Genomic DNA, 17,648 nt, shown 5'->3' with positions numbered 1-17,648 from the left:
CCCCTGTGCGCCCGCGTGCCCGCAGACCTCCACACACCGGAGTACACGCAGATGATGCGACACCTCATCTCGGCCGCCGACCTCTCCCGCGACGACGCCGTCCTCATCCTCGACACGGCCGAGGAGATGGCCCGGGTCGCCGACCGGCCCATCAAGAAACTGCCCGCCCTGCGCGGCCGCACCGTGGTCAACCTCTTCTTCGAGGACTCGACCCGGACCCGGATCTCCTTCGAGGCCGCCGAGAAGCGCCTCTCCGCCGACGTCATCAACTTCGCCGCCAAGGGCTCCAGCGTCTCCAAGGGCGAGTCCCTGAAGGACACCGCGCAGACCCTGGAGGCCATGGGCGTCGACGCCGTCGTCATCCGGCACGGCGCGTCCGGCGCGCCCTACCGCCTGGCCACGTCCGGCTGGATCGACGCCGCCGTCATCAACGCCGGCGACGGCACCCACCAGCACCCCACCCAGGCACTCCTCGACGCCTTCACCATGCGGCGCCGCCTCGTCGGACCCGACGCGGGCCTCGGCCAGGACCTGGCGGGCAAGCACATCACCATCGTCGGCGACGTCCTGCACAGCCGCGTCGCCCGCTCCAACGTCGACCTGCTGCACACCCTCGGCGCCGAGGTCACCCTCGTCGCCCCGCCCACCCTCGTGCCCGTCGGCGTCGAGCAGTGGCCCTGCGAGGTCAGCTACGACCTGGACCGGGTGCTGCCCAAGTCCGACGCCGTGATGATGCTGCGGGTGCAGCGCGAGCGCATGAACGCCGCGTTCTTCCCCACCGAGCGCGAGTACTCCCGCCGCTACGGCTTGGACGGCGAGCGCATGGCGAAGATGCCCGAGCACGCCATCGTCATGCACCCCGGCCCGATGGTCCGCGGCATGGAGATCACCGCCGAGGTCGCCGACTCCGACCGCTGCACGGTCGTCGAACAGGTCGCGAACGGCGTCTCCATCCGCATGGCCGTCCTCTATCTGCTGCTCGGCGGCAACGAGCCCGCCGTCACCCACACCCGCCCCACCGGTTCCGAGGAGAAGTAAGACCCATGAGCAAGATCCTGATCCGTGGTGCGAAGGTGCTCGGCGGCGAGGCGCAGGACGTCCTGATCGACGGCGAGACCATCGAGGCGGTCGGCGCCGGGCTCTCCGCCGAGGGTGCGACCGTCGTCGAGGCCGAGGGCAAGGTGCTGCTGCCGGGCTTGGTCGACCTGCACACCCACCTGCGCGAGCCCGGCCGCGAGGACTCCGAGACCGTCCTGACCGGCACCCGCGCCGCCGCCTCCGGCGGCTACACCGCCGTGTTCGCCATGGCCAACACCTTCCCCGTCGCCGACACCGCCGGCGTCGTCGAGCAGGTCTACCGCCTCGGCAAGGAGTCCGGCTACTGCGACGTGCAGCCCATCGGCGCCGTCACCGTCGGCCTGGAGGGCAAGAAGCTCGCCGAGCTCGGCGCCATGCACGAGTCCGCCGCCGGGGTCACCGTCTTCTCCGACGACGGCAAGTGCGTCGACGACGCCGTGATCATGCGCCGTGCCCTGGAGTACGTGAAGGCCTTCGGCGGCGTCGTCGCCCAGCATGCCCAGGAGCCGCGCCTGACCGAAGGCGCACAGATGAACGAGGGCGTCGTCTCCGCCGAGCTGGGCCTCGGCGGCTGGCCCGCCGTCGCCGAGGAGTCGATCATCGCGCGTGACGTGCTGCTCGCCGAGCACGTGGGCTCCCGGGTGCACATCTGCCACCTGTCGACCGCCGGATCCGTCGAGATCGTGCGCTGGGCCAAGTCCCGCGGCATCGACGTCACCGCCGAGGTCACCCCGCACCACCTCCTCCTCACGGATGAGCTGGTGCGCTCCTACAACCCCGTCTACAAGGTCAACCCGCCGCTGCGCACCGAGCGCGACGTCATGGCGCTGCGCGAGGCCCTCGCCGACGGCACCATCGACATCGTCGCCACCGACCATGCCCCGCACCCGCACGAGGACAAGGACTGCGAGTGGGCCGCGGCCGCCATGGGCATGGTCGGCCTGGAGACCGCGCTCTCCGTCGTCCAGCAGACGATGGTCGAGACCGGCCTGCTGACCTGGGAGGCCGTCGCCGACCGCATGTCCTTCGCGCCCGCGCGGATCGGCCGGGCGACCGGCCACGGACGCCCCGTCTCGGCAGGTGAGCCCGCGAACCTCGTCCTGGTCGACGCGGATTACCGTGGGGCAGTGGACCCCGCGGGCTTCGCCTCGCGCAGCCGCAACACCCCTTACGAGGGCCGTGAGCTGCCGGGCCGCGTCACGCACACGTGGCTCCGGGGTCGGGCCACGCTCGACGACGGGAAGCTCACGTGACATCTCTGCTGGAATCACCTCTGCTGGAACTGGCCGCCGAGAAGGAATCGGCGGAGGTGACCGACTGGGCCGCGCGCCTCGGCTGGGTCGTCGGCCTCCTGCTCTTCATCGCGCTCGTCTACTGGCTGATGCGCGAGGGCTGGAAGTGGCGCGGCACCCTCCAGGGCGACCTGCCGGAGCTCCCCGCCGCGCCGAGCGACCCGGGTCCGGCCAGACTTGAGCTGAGCGGCCGCTACCACGGCTCGACCACGGCCGGGCAGTGGCTCGACCGCATCGTGGCGCACGGCCTGGGCACCCGCAGCCGCGTCGAGCTGACGCTCACCGACGCGGGCCTGGACGTCGTACGCCCCGGCGCGACCGACTTCTTCATCCCGGTCGCACAGCTGCGCGAGGCCCGCCTCGACAAGGGCATCGCGGGCAAGGTCCTCACGGAGGGCGGTCTGCTGATCGTCACCTGGGAACACGGCGGGAAGCTGCTCGACTCCGGCTTCCGCTCGGACCAGGCGGCCGAGCACTCCGAGTGGGTCGAGGCGCTCAACGACTCGGTCGGTTCGCCCGACCACATGAACGACAAGAACAGCACTACGGAAGGCACCGCACGATGACGACCTCCACCAGGGGAGCCAGCAAGGTTCCCGCCGTACTCGTCCTGGAGGACGGCCGCACCTTCCGCGGTCGCGCCTACGGGGCCGTGGGGGAGACCTTCGGCGAAGCTGTGTTCTCCACCGGCATGACCGGCTACCAGGAGACCCTGACCGACCCCTCGTATGACCGCCAGATCGTGGTCGCCACCGCCCCGCAGATCGGCAACACGGGCTGGAACGACGAGGACGACGAGTCGGGCCGCATCTGGGTCTCCGGCTACGTGGTCCGCGACCCCGCCCGCATCCCCTCGAACTGGCGCGCAAAGCGCTCCCTCGACGACGAGCTGGCCGCCCAGAACGTCGTCGGCATCAGCGGCATCGACACCCGCGCCCTCACCCGCCACCTGCGCGAGAGCGGTTCCATGCGCTCCGGCATCTTCTCCGGCGAGACGCTGCCCGCCGACGCCGAGCTCGTCGAGCGCGTCAAGGCACAGCCCCAGATGAAGGGCGCGAGCCTGTACGAGGAGGTCGCCACCAAGGAGGCCTACGTCGTCCCGGCCGTCGGTGAGAAGAAGTTCACCGTCGCCGCCATCGACCTCGGCATCAAGGGCATGACCCCGCACCGGATGGCCGAGCGCGGCATCGAGGTGCACGTGCTGCCCGCCACGGCCACCGAGGAGGAGGTGTACGCCGTCGCGCCCGACGGAGTCTTCTTCTCCAACGGCCCCGGCGACCCCGCCACCGCCGAAGGCCCCGTCGCGCTGATGACCGCCGTCCTGAAGCGGAAGACGCCGCTCTTCGGCATCTGCTTCGGCAACCAGATCCTCGGCCGCGCCCTCGGCTTCGGCACGTACAAGCTGAAGTACGGCCACCGCGGCATCAACCAGCCGGTGCAGGACCGCACCACCGGCAAGGTCGAGGTCACCGCGCACAACCACGGCTTCGCCGTGGACGCGCCGCTCGACAAGGCCAGCGAGACCCCCTTCGGCCGCGCCGAGGTCTCCCACGTCTGCCTCAACGACAACGTCGTGGAAGGCCTCCAGCTGCTCGACCAGCCGGCCTTCTCCGTCCAGTACCACCCCGAAGCGGCCGCCGGCCCGCACGACGCCGCGTACCTCTTCGACCGCTTCGTATCTCTGATGGAGGGCCAGCGTGCCTAAGCGCTCCGATATCCAGTCCGTCCTGGTCATCGGCTCCGGCCCGATCGTCATCGGCCAGGCCGCGGAGTTCGACTACTCCGGAACCCAGGCGTGCCGCGTGCTCAAGGCCGAGGGCCTGCGCGTCATCCTCGTCAACTCCAACCCGGCGACGATCATGACCGACCCGGAGATCGCCGACGCCACGTACGTCGAGCCGATCACCCCCGAGTTCGTCGAGAAGATCATCGCCAAGGAGCGCCCCGACGCGCTCCTGCCGACGCTGGGCGGCCAGACGGCCCTCAACACGGCCATCTCCATGCACGAGCAGGGCGTCCTGGAGAAGTACGGCGTCGAACTCATCGGCGCCAACGTCGAAGCCATCAACAAGGGCGAGGACCGCGACCTCTTCAAGGGCGTCGTCGAAGAGGTCAAGAAGAAGATCGGGCACGGCGAGTCCGCCCGCTCGTACATCTGCCACTCCATGGACGACGTCCTCAAGGGCGTCGAGGAGCTCGGCGGCTACCCCGTCGTCGTCCGCCCCTCCTTCACCATGGGCGGCGCGGGATCCGGCTTCGCGCACGACGAGGAGGAGCTGCGCCGCATCGCCGGACAGGGCCTCACCCTCTCGCCGACCACCGAGGTGCTCCTGGAGGAGTCCATCCTCGGCTGGAAGGAGTACGAGCTGGAGCTGATGCGCGACAGGAACGACAACGTCGTGGTCGTCTGCTCCATCGAGAACTTCGACCCCATGGGCGTGCACACCGGTGACTCGGTCACCGTCGCCCCGGCGATGACGCTCACCGACCGCGAGTACCAGATCCTGCGGGACGTCGGCATCGCGATCATCCGCGAGGTCGGCGTCGACACCGGCGGCTGCAACATCCAGTTCGCGGTCAACCCCGAGGACGGCCGGGTCATCGTCATCGAGATGAACCCGCGCGTGTCGCGCTCCTCGGCCCTCGCGTCGAAGGCCACCGGCTTCCCGATCGCGAAGATCGCCGCCAAGCTGGCCGTCGGCTACACGCTGGACGAGATCCCGAACGACATCACCGAGAAGACCCCGGCCTCCTTCGAGCCGACCCTCGACTACGTCGTCGTCAAGGCCCCGCGGTTCGCCTTCGAGAAGTTCCCGAGCGCCGACTCCACCCTCACCACCACCATGAAGTCGGTCGGCGAGGCCATGGCCATCGGCCGCAACTTCACCGAGGCCCTCCAGAAGGCGCTGCGCTCGCTGGAGAAGAAGGGCTCCCAGTTCACCTTCGTGGGCGAGCCCGGCGACAAGAAGCAGCTCCTCGAACAGGCCGTCCGCCCCACCGACGGCCGCATCAACTCCGTCATGCAGGCCATCCGCGCGGGCGCCACCCCCGAGGAGGTCTTCGACGCCACGAAGATCGACCCGTGGTTCGTCGACCAGCTCTTCCTCATCAAGGAGCTCGCCGACGAGCTGGCCGCCGTCGAGCGCCTGGACGCCGGCCTGCTCGCCGAGGCCAAGCGGCACGGCTTCTCCGACGCCCAGATCGCCGAGATCCGCGGCCTGCGCGAGGACGTGGTGCGCGAGGTGCGCCAGGCCCTCGGTGTGCGCCCGGTCTACAAGACGGTCGACACCTGCGCCGCCGAGTTCGCCGCGAAGACGCCGTACTTCTACTCCTCGTACGACGAGGAGAGCGAGGTCGCCCCGCGCGAGAAGCCCGCGGTGATCATCCTCGGCTCGGGCCCGAACCGCATCGGCCAGGGCATCGAGTTCGACTACTCCTGCGTCCACGCCTCCTTCGCGCTCAGCGACGCGGGCTACGAGACCGTGATGGTCAACTGCAACCCCGAGACCGTCTCCACGGACTACGACACCTCCGACCGGCTCTACTTCGAGCCGCTCACCCTGGAGGACGTCCTGGAGATCGTCCACGCCGAGGCGCAGGCCGGGCCGATCGCGGGCGTCATCGTCCAGCTCGGCGGCCAGACCCCGCTGGGCCTCGCCCAGGCGCTCAAGGACAACGGCGTGCCGGTCGTCGGCACCTCGCCCGAGGCCATCCACGCCGCCGAGGACCGCGGCGCCTTCGGCCGCGTGCTCGCCGAGGCCGGGCTCCCCGCGCCGAAGCACGGCACCGCGACGACGTTCGCGGAGGCGAAGGCCATCGCCGACGAGATCGGCTACCCCGTCCTCGTCCGACCCTCGTACGTGCTCGGCGGGCGCGGCATGGAGATCGTCTACGACGAGACCCGCCTCTCCGCGTACATCGAGGAGTCGACCGAGATCAGCCCCACGCGGCCGGTGCTCGTCGACCGCTTCCTCGACGACGCCATCGAGATCGACGTCGACGCGCTCTACGACGGCGAGGAGCTCTACCTCGGCGGCGTCATGGAGCACATCGAGGAAGCCGGCATCCACTCCGGCGACTCGGCGTGCGCACTGCCCCCGATCACGCTCGGCGGCTTCGACATCAAGCGCCTGCGCGCCTCCACGGAGGGCATCGCCAAGGGCGTCGGCGTCCGCGGTCTGATCAACATCCAGTTCGCGATGGCCGGGGACATCCTCTACGTCCTGGAGGCCAACCCGCGCGCGTCGCGCACCGTCCCCTTCACCTCGAAGGCGACCGCGGTGCCGCTGGCCAAGGCCGCCGCGCGCATCTCGCTCGGCGCCACCGTCGCCGAGCTGCGCGCCGAGGGCATGCTGCCGGCCGTCGGTGACGGCGGGACGCTCCCCATGGACGCGCCGATCTCCGTCAAGGAGGCCGTCATGCCGTGGTCGCGCTTCCGCGACATCCACGGCCGCGGCGTCGACACCGTCCTCGGCCCGGAGATGCGCTCCACGGGCGAGGTCATGGGCATCGACTCGGTGTTCGGCACCGCGTACGCCAAGTCGCAGGCGGGCGCGTACGGCCCGCTGCCGACCAAGGGCCGCGCCTTCATCTCGGTGGCCAACCGCGACAAGCGCTCGATGATCTTCCCGGCGCGTGAGCTCGTCGCGCACGGCTTCGAGCTGCTCGCCACGTCCGGCACGGCCGAGGTGCTCAAGCGCAACGGCCTCAACGCCACGGTGGTGCGCAAGCAGTCCGAGGGCGAGGGCCCGAACGGCGAGAAGACCATCGTCCAGCTCATCCACGACGGCGGCGTCGACCTCATCGTCAACACCCCGTACGGCACCGGCGGCCGCCTCGACGGCTACGAGATCCGCACCGCCGCCGTGGCCCGCTCCGTGCCGTGCCTGACCACGGTCCAGGCGCTCGCCGCGGCCGTCCAGGGCATCGACGCGCTGGGCCGCGGTGACGTGGGCGTCCGGTCACTCCAGGAACACGCGGAACACCTGACCGCGACCCGCGACTAGCAGCCCTGAGGGGGACACCGGAAACGGTGTCCCCCTCTTCGTAAGGACACCGCACATGTACAAACTCTTCTTCGACCTCGTCTTCAAGCGCATGGACCCGGAGCGGGCCCACCACCTGGCCTTCCGCTGGATCCGCCTCGCGGCCCGCGTCCCCGTGCTGCGCACCTTCGTCGCGGCCGTCCTCGCGCCGCGCCACAAGGAGCTCCGCACCGAGGCCCTCGGGCTGCGGATGCACGGCCCCTTCGGGCTCGCGGCCGGCTTCGACAAGAACGCCGTCGCGATCGACGGCATGTCGATGCTCGGCTTCGACCACATCGAGATCGGCACGGTCACGGGCGAGCCGCAGCCCGGCAACCCCAAGAAGCGGCTCTTCCGCCTCGTCCAGGACCGCGCGCTGATCAACCGCATGGGCTTCAACAACGAAGGCTCGGCGGCCGTGGCGGCCCGTCTGGCGGCCCGCAGGGCGGTCTTCAAGACCGTCGTCGGCGTGAACATCGGCAAGACCAAGGTCGTCCCCGAGGAGGAGGCCGCCGCCGACTACGTGAAGTCGACCGAGCGGCTCGCCCGCCACGCCGACTACCTCGTGGTGAATGTCTCCTCGCCCAACACCCCGGGCCTGCGCAACCTCCAGGCCACCGAGTCGCTGCGGCCCCTCCTGACCGCCGTCCGCGAGGCCGCGGACCGCAGCGTCGAGGGCCGCCGCGTCCCGCTGCTCGTCAAGATCGCGCCGGATCTGGCCGACGAGGACATCGACGCCGTCGCCGACCTCGCCGTGGAGCTCGGCCTGGACGGCATCATCGCCACGAACACCACCATCGCGCGCGAGAGCCTCGGTCTGAAATCCGAACCCGCTCTCTACGGAGAGACCGGCGGCCTCTCCGGAGCGCCGTTGAAGGAGCGCTCCCTGGAGGTCCTGCGCCGCCTCTACGCGCGCGTGGGCGACCGGATCACGCTCGTGGGCGTCGGTGGCATCGAGAACGCCGAGGACGCCTGGCAGCGCATCCTCGCGGGCGCCACCCTGGTCCAGGGCTACAGCGCCTTCATCTACGAAGGGCCCTTCTGGGGCCGCGCGATCCACAAGGGCCTCGCCGCGCGCCTGCGGACGAGCCCCTACGCCACCCTCGCCGACGCCGTCGGCGCCGACGTCAGGAAGCCCGAGGTCACCGCATGAGCCCCCTGGAGCCCTTCGGCACGCGCCTGCGCCACGCCATGGACGAGCGCGGCCCCCTGTGCGTCGGCATCGACCCGCACGCCTCGCTGCTCACCGCGTGGGGCCTGAACGACGACATCGCGGGCCTGGAGCGGTTCACGCGGACCGTCGTGGAGGCGCTGGCCGGGACCGTCGCCGTCGTCAAGCCGCAGAGCGCGTTCTTCGAGCGCTTCGGCTCGCGCGGCATCGCCGTCCTGGAGAAGGCGGTCGAGGAGCTGCGGGCCGCGGGCACCCTGGTCGTCATGGACGCCAAGCGCGGTGACATCGGCTCGACCATGGCCGCGTACGCCGAGACCTTCCTGCGCAAGGACTCGCCGCTCTTCAGCGACGCGCTCACGGTCTCGCCCTACCTCGGATACGGCTCCCTGAAGCCGGCCGTCGACCTCGCCCGTGAGAACGGCGCCGGGCTCTTCGTGCTCGCCCTCACCTCCAACCCGGAGGGCGCCGAGGTGCAGCACGCGGTGCGCGAGGACGGCCGGACCGTCGCGGCCACCGTCCTCGGGCACCTCGCCGCGGAGAACGCGGGACAGACGCCCCTCGGGTCCTTCGGAGCGGTCGTCGGGGCGACGCTGGGCGACCTGTCGTCGTACGACCTCGGCATCAACGGCCCGCTGCTCGCCCCCGGCATCGGGGCACAGGGCGCGACCCCGGCCGACCTCCCCGGCGTCTTCGGCGAGGCCGTCCGCAACGTCGTGCCGAACGTCAGCCGGGGCGTGCTGCGGCACGGACCCGATGTCACGGCCCTGCGCGACTCCGCGGAGCGCTTCGCGGACGAGATCAGGACGGCGGTCGGAGCGGCCTGAGAGGGACCGGTGGCTCAAATCCGGGGAGAAATGCCCGATATGTACGGCTCGGCACAGGCTGACCAGGACTTTTCGTCTGTTCTCGCTGACTCCAGCGGCCATGGCCGCTAGTCTCCGACGAGAGCGAACGGGCAAGTGCGTTGCACGTTGCTCACCAGGTGTGGGGCGACTAGGTTCCTCACCGGTCCGTATCCGACAGTTCGACATCCGAGGTGACGTAGGCGTGGCTCTTCCGCCCCTTACCCCTGAACAGCGCGCAGCCGCGCTCGAAAAGGCCGCCGCGGCTCGCCGGGAGCGGGCCGAGGTCAAGAATCGACTCAAGCACTCCGGTGCCTCTCTCCACGAGGTCATCAAGCAGGGCCAGGAGAACGATGTCATCGGCAAGATGAAGGTCTCCGCCCTCCTGGAGTCCCTGCCTGGCGTGGGCAAGGTGCGCGCCAAGCAGATCATGGAGCGTCTTGGCATCTCCGAGAGCCGCCGTGTGCGCGGTCTCGGTTCCAACCAGATCGCGTCGCTCGAGCGCGAGTTCGGTGGCGGTGCCGCGGGCTGATGTTCTCAGGCACTCCTGAGAACCTGGATAATCGCTGCATGGCTGCAACATCCCGGGGGACGACCCCCGCGCCCCCGGACGTACGTCCGCGGCTGACCGTGCTCTCCGGCCCCTCCGGGGTCGGCAAGAGCACGGTCGTCGCTCATATGCGCAAGGAACACCCCGAGGTCTGGCTCTCGGTCTCCGCCACCACCCGCAAGCCGCGGCCCGGTGAGAAGCACGGTGTCCAGTACTTCTTCGTCTCCGACGAGGAGATGGACAAGCTCATCGCCAACGGCGAGCTCCTGGAGTGGGCCGAGTTCGCGGGCAACCGCTACGGCACACCGCGGCACGCCGTGCTCGAACGCCTGGAGGCGGGCGAGCCCGTCCTCCTGGAGATCGACCTCCAGGGCGCGCGCCTGGTGCGCGAATCGATGCCCGAGGCGCAGCTGGTCTTCCTCGCCCCGCCGAGCTGGGAGGAGCTGGTCCGCCGGCTCACCGGCCGCGGGACCGAGGCGCCCGAGGTGATCGAGCGCAGGCTCGGCGCCGCCAAAGTGGAGCTGGCCGCGGAGGCCGAGTTCGACACGACCCTGGTCAACACCTCGGTCGAGGACGTGGCTCGTGAGCTGCTAGCCTTGATGAAGGTTCTTTGATCTTTACCCCTGTCTTGACCCTTCTGGTCTTGACCCCATCGGAAGGCGAAGAGTGTCCTCTTCCATCACCGCGCCCGAGGGCATCATCAACCCGCCGATTGATGAGCTGCTCGAAGCCACCGACTCGAAGTACAGCCTCGTGATCTACGCCGCCAAGCGCGCGCGCCAGATCAACGCGTACTACTCGCAGCTCGGTGAGGGCCTCCTGGAGTACGTCGGCCCCCTGGTGGACACCCACGTCCACGAGAAGCCGCTCTCGATCGCGCTCCGCGAGATCAACGCGGGCCTGCTGACGTCCGAGGCCATCGAGGGCCCGGCTCAGTAAGCGGTCCGTACTTTCGAGGTTCGTACCTTCACGACAGGCCCGGCAGCACGACTGCCGGGCCTGTGGTGTGTCATGGAGCAGTACGCATCCGAGTGCGTTTCCGAGCGCGGGGAGACAGAGGCAGTGGCCGAGAAGCCGAAGGTAGTCCTGGGGGTCAGCGGTGGCATCGCCGCCTACAAGGCGTGCGAGCTGCTGCGGCGGCTTACCGAGTCGGGCCATGACGTGCGCGTCGTGCCCACCGCGTCGGCGCTGCACTTCGTCGGCGCCGCGACGTGGTCCGCGCTCTCCGGCAACCCCGTCTCGACCGAGGTCTGGTCCGACGTCCACGAGGTGCCGCACGTCCGCATCGGACAGCACGCCGACCTCGTGATCGTCGCCCCCGCCACCGCCGACATGCTCGCCAAGGCGGCCCACGGCCTCGCCGACGACCTGCTCACCAACACGCTCCTCACCGCCCGCTGTCCGGTGGTCTTCGCCCCGGCCATGCACACGGAGATGTGGGAGCACCCGGCCACCCAGGAGAACGTGGCCACGCTGCGCCGCCGCGGCGCGCTGGTCGTCGAGCCCGCCGTCGGGCGCCTCACCGGCGTCGACACCGGCAAGGGCCGCTTCCCCGACCCCGTCGAGCTCTTCGAAGTCGTACGCCGCGTCCTCGCGCGCAAGGACCTGTCCCAGGACCTTGCCGGGCGCCACGTCGTCGTGAGCGCCGGCGGCACCCGCGAACCGCTCGACCCCGTCCGCTTCCTGGGCAACCGCTCCTCGGGCAAGCAGGGCTACGCGCTCGCCCGCAGCGCGGCGGCGCGCGGCGCCCGCGTCACGCTGATCGCGGCCAACGTGGCGCTGCCCGACCCGGCGGGCGTGGACGTCGTGCCGGTCGGCACCGCCGTGCAGCTGCGCGAGGCCGTCCTGAAGGCCGCGCCCGACGCCGACGCCGTCGTGATGGCGGCCGCCGTGGCCGACTTCCGCCCCGAGACGTACGCGACCGGGAAGATCAAGAAGAAGGACGGCCAGGAACCGGCGCCGATCGCCCTGGTCCGCAACCCCGACATCCTCGCGGAGATCGCGGGGGACAGGCCCCGCCCCGGCCAGGTGATCGTCGGCTTCGCCGCGGAGACGGACGACGTCCTGGCCAACGGCCGCGCCAAGCTCGCCCGCAAGGGCTGCGACCTGCTGGTCGTCAACGAGGTCGGCGAGAGCAAGACGTTCGGCGCCGAGGAGAACGAGGCCGTCGTGCTCGGTGCCGACGGCAGCGAGACGCCGGTGCCCCACGGCCCCAAGGAAGCCCTCGCGGACACGGTCTGGGACCTGGTGGCGCAGCGACTGCGGTGACAGCTCTCCGCATTCCCGTTTCGCCTCTTGGCGGAACTCGGCCACATTCCGACGTCTCTCTTGACGAGGTCTCGGCAGGCAGGGCTCAATGTCACCTTCGCCCCATCGGGCGCCTCAAACCCGGGGAAAACGGGCGCGAGGCCGCCGGGTGGAGGACGATCGTCGTACCGCGCAAGACAGTGCCGCAGGTCACAGGCCTCCCAAGTGGCGAGACATGTGGACCGGCGGCCGAGTGTGACCGATAAACTGGTCTCGGACGACGCCGGGCGCAGCTCCCGGCCGTCCACCAATGATCAGCCAGCAGCCGCTGCAACCACAGGGAGCGATGTGTCCCGGCGCCTCTTCACCTCGGAGTCTGTGACCGAGGGTCACCCCGACAAGATCGCTGACCAGATCAGCGACACCATTCTCGACGCGCTTCTGCGGGAGGACCCCACCTCCCGCGTCGCCGTGGAGACGCTGATCACCACCGGCCTCGTCCACGTGGCCGGCGAGGTCACGACGAAGGCGTACGCGCCGATCGCGCAGCTCGTGCGCGACAAGATCCTCGAGATCGGCTACGACTCCTCGAAGAAGGGCTTCGACGGCGCCTCCTGTGGCGTCTCGGTGTCCATCGGCTCGCAGTCCCCCGACATCGCGCAGGGCGTCGACACGGCGTACGAGCAGCGCGTCGAGGGCGATGAGGACGAGCTGGACAAGCAGGGCGCGGGCGACCAGGGCCTGATGTTCGGCTACGCCTGCGACGAGACCCCGGAGCTCATGCCGCTCCCGATCCACCTCGCGCACCGCCTCTCGCGGCGCCTGTCCGAGGTGCGCAAGAACGGCACGATCCCCTACCTGCGCCCCGACGGCAAGACCCAGGTCACCATCGAGTACGACGGCGACAAGGCCGTCCGCCTCGACACGGTCGTGGTCTCCTCGCAGCACGCGAGCGACATCGACCTGGACTCGCTGCTCGCTCCCGACATCCGGGAGTTCGTGGTCGAGCCCGAGCTGAAGGCCCTCCTGGAGGACGGCATCAAGCTGGAGACCGAGGGCTACCGCCTGCTGGTCAACCCCACCGGCCGCTTCGAGATCGGCGGCCCGATGGGCGACGCCGGCCTCACCGGCCGCAAGATCATCATCGACACGTACGGCGGCATGGCCCGCCACGGCGGCGGCGCCTTCTCCGGCAAGGACCCGTCCAAGGTGGACCGCTCCGCGGCGTACGCGATGCGCTGGGTCGCCAAGAACGTCGTCGCGGCCGGCCTCGCGGCCCGCTGTGAGGTCCAGGTCGCGTACGCCATCGGCAAGGCCGAGCCCGTCGGTCTCTTCGTCGAGACCTTCGGCACGGCCACGATCGACACGGACAAGATCGAGACGGCCATCGGCGAGGTCTTCGACCTGCGCCCGGCCGCGATCATCCGCGACCTCGACCTGCTCCGCCCGATCTACTCGCAGACCGCCGCGTACGGCCACTTCGGCCGGGCGATCCCCGACTTCACGTGGGAGCGGACGGACCGCGTGGAGGCGTTGCGGAAGGCGGCGGGGCTCTAGTTTCACCGCTGATTTTTTCGAGGCCCGGCCCTGTTTTGGGGCCGGGCCTTGGTGTATCAGGACCCACTTTCCGGGGGAGGGGCTTCACCAGCGTCGGGTTGTTGGGGGGACCTGAATCGCCGCCTGACGTCATCGACGACATCCTGCTTGCCGTGGGCTCGCGCCAGATTGATGAACCGTTGTGTGAAAAGCTCCAGTTCCTCGTCGTCCTCGGAGAAGCCGAACCAGGAGAGCAGGGAGTCCAGCGGGGAATCCGGGGCTTCGTCGTCGGGCAGCACCGACCAGCTGATGTCGGACTTCGGGGCCCATGCCGATGTCGCACGGGCGTCTTCGTCCGGTCCGGCGGCTGCGAATGACGGCGTGGTCGGCTGCACCACATGTTCGAAGGCGGGGGCGACACGTTCGTTGTTGGCCGCAGCTGACAGACGTGCGAGGAGCCCGATGCGATCGACAGCCCCTTCGACCTTCTCTTCATTCCGGGCGAGCCACCACACCACCGCACTTCCGGTGTCCTTCAGGACGTCATCGCCCAGATAGGCTCGTTTGCTCCGCTCGTAGTTGCGCTCGTGCTCCCAGACATCCTCGTCCTTGCGGACGTTGGAGAGCTTGACGAGACGCTCTCGGTCGATGTCCGGAAGCTGAAGCGAGACATCGTGTGCCATCGCCAGAACGCGACCCGTGGCGTCGGCTCGCATGGTGCCGAGGGCTCCGTCCAGTTGATGCTGCACAAACGCGGCCTGATGGGGCGGCTGTTGCGTCGTCAACACCCTCGCGCGCTGCAGCACGGCATCGACTGCCAGTCCCGCCGGGTTGATGTGCGGGGCTGCGTCGGGTGCGTCCAGTAGTGTCCAGCGCACGGTGGCGGAGAAGGAGAAATCGTAGTCTGCGAGGGAGCTCGGCAACGCCACGTACGTGACCCGCTGCTCCTGGCGCTGCGGAGCCGGCAGAGGTACATCGGGATCCGGAGGTGGGTACGGAACGGACGGGCCTGCCCCCTGCCCCAGGACTTTGTGCGTCACGAGTGCGATGACGAGGAGCAGTGCAGCCATGGCAGGCCAGGCCCATGTCGACCACTCGGCGCTGAGCCCGAGTATGACAAGGATCAGTCCTAGAATGACGGTGACGAAAGCGGTCATTGTCTTCTGACCAGAACTCACGGTGGCCCCCGATTTCAGTGTCAGGCGGTGTGGCTGTAGGGCTCGAGACCCTGAGCGGTATCGATCTTCAGGAGTAGATCGGAGACGGTCTCCCGGCGGCCTGCCGTCTTGTCGGCCTCCGCTCGAGACCAGTCGACGGCGAGCCGGTACAGGCGTCCCGAGATGCGCGCATTCGCCGCTGATGCCGTCGCGAGTACATTCAGCACCGGATCGCGATAGCGGACGTCGCCGCATGCGTCGAACCAATGGATGGTTCGGGAGGTCCAGTAGTCGGTCGGGCGGCTCAGCACACCCGCCCAGCAAGAGACCAGGCTGCTGCGCACCGTTCGGGATCGGATGAGACGGATGGGGTCGGCGAGGATCAGGAACAAGTCGAAATCGACGTCCCAGTAGCCTTGCGCTATGCCGCTGCCCAAGCGGTCCAGCATGCGTCGGTAGAGCCTGTTGTCCGTTCTGGCCAGTTCGACCACCGCACGGCGAGCATTTTCTCCCAAAGGCCCCGAGGTCCGCCGGGCCAAGTGATGCAGACGAACGAGCGCTTGGTCCGGGTGAGAGCGAGCCATGGCTTCGGAGCACACCAGGATGAGCACGCGTCGAAGCCCTGCACTTGTTGTCGTGTCCTTCGACCAGTCGTAGATCTGCTGCCGGAAGAACCGGCCGTGCTGGTCGTCGGCGAGGCCGAGAGCGAGTATCTGCGAGGCGTCCGGCAACAGCTCCGCCCGTGCGGTGGGAAGTGTCCATTGCTTCGCCAGCCATGCCAGATCCTCAGGCCGATTCGTTCGCAAGCTCTGTTCGGAGTACCTGGAGACCGCGTCGCTCCGCTCGGGCTGGGCGGTCCCGGCCTGCGTGAGGCAGGCACTGAACCAGTCGCGCAACTGCCGATGGATATCCGGCAGGAACGTCCAGAAATGATTCCGGACGGCTTGGTCGTATCCCTGGATCCGGAACTGGACGTGCCCGGTGGGCAGAATTTCGGCACCGATCGTGGAGAGCTCGGCATGGAGGTCGCTGTGCTCCAGCCGCGGAGTGGTGTCCGGTGGATGGCCAAGAGCCTTCAGGAGGCCGTTCACTGCTCGGAGGACCGTACTGGGAGCGGTGCCGTGGAACATGGCGAGGGAGAGCAGCAGCGCTCTTCTGCGTCCGTTCTGCTCCGCAGCAATATCTGCCGCGACTCGGACGGAGTGGTCCGCGACCACGGCAAGAGATTTCGCGAGCCAGTGTGGATAGCCCTCCTCTGCGCCACCGGCGTCCCGGAAGCGCCTGATGCGATCGGCCAGAGCGGCCACGTCACGCAGCGGGGCTCGCGCCAGGCGAGCTGCCAGCTCCGGGCTGCTCAGTTCGTCTGCCGGAGGCGTGATGCCTTCGCAGCGCAGATGGCGGACGAACAAGCGCTGTGCGGATGGACGGCCGATGTCCACGGTGAGATGGCGCAGGTCATCCCGAAGGAGATAGCTGAGGTGATGGGGCAGTACCACGACAAGGTGCGCGCTTTGTCGAACGAGGTGGCTACGGAAGTCGGAGAATTCCTCCTGTATAGCCAGGTACCGGGATTCATCCACCTCGGACAGGTCGAGGAGAAGTCGGTCACCGGCGCTGATGTCACGCACGTCGAGAGGTGAGGTGGTCGTGTCGTCCGAGGTGTCGGGGAGTTCATGGAGGCTGCCTACGACATCGGACAGTTCGTGGAGCAGCATCAAGGCCGCGGAGCGTCGACCGCTGCCGGGCAGTCCATTGAGCAGCACCGTGCATGTGTCGTCGAGGACTTGCCGTGCTTGCTGCAGACGGGGAGGAGGAACGAAGCGTCGTTGCAGATGTTCACGGTCGGCGTGTGCGATCGCGAGGGGGCGGCGACTGGCCTGCTCTCGCAGTCGAGAAGCGGCGGCTTGAACGTAGACGTTGTACTGGGGGCCTTCTCCGCTGTGCACAGCGCTACGGGCCTCGTTGATGTACGAACCCGTGGTTTCGTTCACCGCTCGTCGTCCCTCCCTCGACGGCGAGAAGAGAAGCGCTGTCGTACGTCCCCGCTGTTGTCACCGGAAATGAAGTTGGTGCCATCACCAGTGATGCGGGGGCCGTCGTACTGGTCGCCGCTTCCGGTGTGCAGAGGACCGTGTGCCTCGTTCACGAAGCTCCCCACGGAACCACCGACCTGGCCGACGCCGCCGGCCTGGTGGTCCGTGCGGACCGTGCTGCCCGGCGCAGGTTCCGCGGGTGCGTCCGCTGGGTTCTGGCTGTCCAGCCTGGCGAGCGCGGGTACCTGCCGCACCAGACGATCACCGAGCCGGGCCAAGTCCTCGTCCTTGCTGTGCAACTCCACCCGCGCGTACTGGTGCTCCGCCAGTTCCCGCAACGATGTGGGAAGGCGACTCGCATCGAGCTGCTCCACGCGTCGACCGATGAAGAGCGGGACGACCAGCGCGCCTGCGTTCAACGCAGCTTCGATCTCCCGTCGCACCCAGTCCTTCGGATTGGCGAGGGCCCTTCTGGTGGGCCGTTGCTGGTCCGGCGCGTCGAGCCAGTGCTCGTCGATCAGTGCCAGCAGGACGTGACAATGTTGTGCGGCCCGGATGAGATCCTCTGCGTAGTTACGGCCGGGGTCGAGAGACTTCCTGGCGAGGAAAATGCTGTCGGCGCCGAACCGGGCGGACAGCGCGGCATCGCACATGTACCCGACTTCCTTACCGCCCTGCGTGCGGTAGTTGATGAAGACTTCATGCATGGTTGGTCCTCT

Annotated in this window: 15 protein-coding genes; 12 read left to right on the top strand and 3 right to left on the bottom strand. The window is 69.0% G+C overall.

Annotation, left to right across the window (positions count from 1 at the left end; genetic code table 11):
• Window positions 1-51 precede the first annotated feature (51 nt).
• The 12 genes from ACZ4Z4_RS15330 (at window position 52) to metK (ending at window position 13,760) form a co-directional block, all read left to right on the top strand.
• Window positions 52-1,038 carry an aspartate carbamoyltransferase catalytic subunit gene (locus tag ACZ4Z4_RS15330; protein ID WP_362994754.1) on the top strand — a complete coding sequence of 329 codons (987 nt, stop codon included), beginning with the start codon at window positions 52-54 and terminating at the stop codon, window positions 1,036-1,038.
• 5 nt (window positions 1,039-1,043) lie between these two features.
• A complete protein-coding gene (locus ACZ4Z4_RS15325) occupies window positions 1,044-2,330 on the top strand; it encodes a dihydroorotase (RefSeq protein ID WP_468327065.1) in 1,287 nt (428 codons plus the stop codon).
• Between the two features lie 5 nt (window positions 2,331-2,335).
• Window positions 2,336-2,935, top strand: a complete 600-nt coding sequence (locus tag ACZ4Z4_RS15320) for a PH-like domain-containing protein (protein WP_468327664.1) — start codon at window positions 2,336-2,338, stop codon at window positions 2,933-2,935.
• Window positions 2,932-4,074, top strand: coding sequence for a glutamine-hydrolyzing carbamoyl-phosphate synthase small subunit (gene carA, locus ACZ4Z4_RS15315; protein ID WP_468327063.1), 1,143 nt, complete (start codon window positions 2,932-2,934; stop codon window positions 4,072-4,074). Before ACZ4Z4_RS15320 ends, carA begins: the two co-directional genes overlap by 4 nt.
• Window positions 4,067-7,375 carry a carbamoyl-phosphate synthase large subunit gene (gene carB, locus ACZ4Z4_RS15310; protein WP_468327061.1) on the top strand — a complete coding sequence of 1,103 codons (3,309 nt, stop codon included), beginning with the start codon at window positions 4,067-4,069 and terminating at the stop codon, window positions 7,373-7,375. The genes carA and carB overlap by 8 nt, the downstream gene beginning before the upstream one ends.
• A gap of 55 nt (window positions 7,376-7,430) precedes the next feature.
• Window positions 7,431-8,546: a quinone-dependent dihydroorotate dehydrogenase gene (locus ACZ4Z4_RS15305; protein ID WP_468327059.1), complete on the top strand. Its 1,116-nt coding sequence runs from the start codon at window positions 7,431-7,433 to the stop codon at window positions 8,544-8,546.
• The gene (gene pyrF, locus ACZ4Z4_RS15300) at window positions 8,543-9,388 is read left to right on the top strand and encodes an orotidine-5'-phosphate decarboxylase (protein WP_468327057.1); all 846 of its coding nucleotides are present in this window, start codon (window positions 8,543-8,545) and stop codon (window positions 9,386-9,388) included. Before ACZ4Z4_RS15305 ends, pyrF begins: the two co-directional genes overlap by 4 nt.
• A gap of 223 nt (window positions 9,389-9,611) precedes the next feature.
• A complete protein-coding gene (locus tag ACZ4Z4_RS15295) occupies window positions 9,612-9,938 on the top strand; it encodes an integration host factor (RefSeq protein WP_055564204.1) in 327 nt (108 codons plus the stop codon).
• A gap of 38 nt (window positions 9,939-9,976) precedes the next feature.
• Window positions 9,977-10,570 (top strand): guanylate kinase, encoded by a 594-nt coding sequence (gene gmk / locus ACZ4Z4_RS15290; RefSeq protein ID WP_468327056.1) that lies wholly within the window; start codon window positions 9,977-9,979, stop codon window positions 10,568-10,570.
• A gap of 52 nt (window positions 10,571-10,622) precedes the next feature.
• Complete coding sequence (gene rpoZ / locus ACZ4Z4_RS15285; protein ID WP_005319902.1) at window positions 10,623-10,895, top strand: DNA-directed RNA polymerase subunit omega; 273 nt, start codon at window positions 10,623-10,625, stop codon at window positions 10,893-10,895.
• A gap of 72 nt (window positions 10,896-10,967) precedes the next feature.
• Window positions 10,968-12,224, top strand: coding sequence for a bifunctional phosphopantothenoylcysteine decarboxylase/phosphopantothenate--cysteine ligase CoaBC (coaBC, locus tag ACZ4Z4_RS15280; protein ID WP_468327054.1), 1,257 nt, complete (start codon window positions 10,968-10,970; stop codon window positions 12,222-12,224).
• 327 nt (window positions 12,225-12,551) lie between these two features.
• Window positions 12,552-13,760, top strand: coding sequence for a methionine adenosyltransferase (metK, locus tag ACZ4Z4_RS15275; protein WP_468327053.1), 1,209 nt, complete (start codon window positions 12,552-12,554; stop codon window positions 13,758-13,760).
• A gap of 56 nt (window positions 13,761-13,816) precedes the next feature.
• Here metK and ACZ4Z4_RS15270 read toward each other — a convergent pair whose 3' ends face one another.
• Genes ACZ4Z4_RS15270 through ACZ4Z4_RS15260 form a run of 3 tightly spaced genes read right to left on the bottom strand, consistent with a single transcriptional unit; the run spans window position 13,817 to window position 17,636 of the window.
• Complete coding sequence (locus ACZ4Z4_RS15270) at window positions 13,817-14,896, bottom strand: hypothetical protein (RefSeq protein ID WP_468327051.1); 1,080 nt, start codon at window positions 14,894-14,896, stop codon at window positions 13,817-13,819.
• 41 nt (window positions 14,897-14,937) lie between these two features.
• The gene (locus ACZ4Z4_RS15265) at window positions 14,938-16,887 is read right to left on the bottom strand and encodes a hypothetical protein (RefSeq protein WP_468327049.1); all 1,950 of its coding nucleotides are present in this window, start codon (window positions 16,885-16,887) and stop codon (window positions 14,938-14,940) included.
• Complete coding sequence (locus tag ACZ4Z4_RS15260; RefSeq protein ID WP_468327048.1) at window positions 16,884-17,636, bottom strand: TIR domain-containing protein; 753 nt, start codon at window positions 17,634-17,636, stop codon at window positions 16,884-16,886. The genes ACZ4Z4_RS15265 and ACZ4Z4_RS15260 overlap by 4 nt, the downstream gene beginning before the upstream one ends.
• Window positions 17,637-17,648 lie beyond the last annotated feature (12 nt).

This window comes from Streptomyces sp. NPDC030245, assembly GCF_055572995.1.
This window is presented reverse-complemented; position numbering and strand designations above follow the sequence as displayed.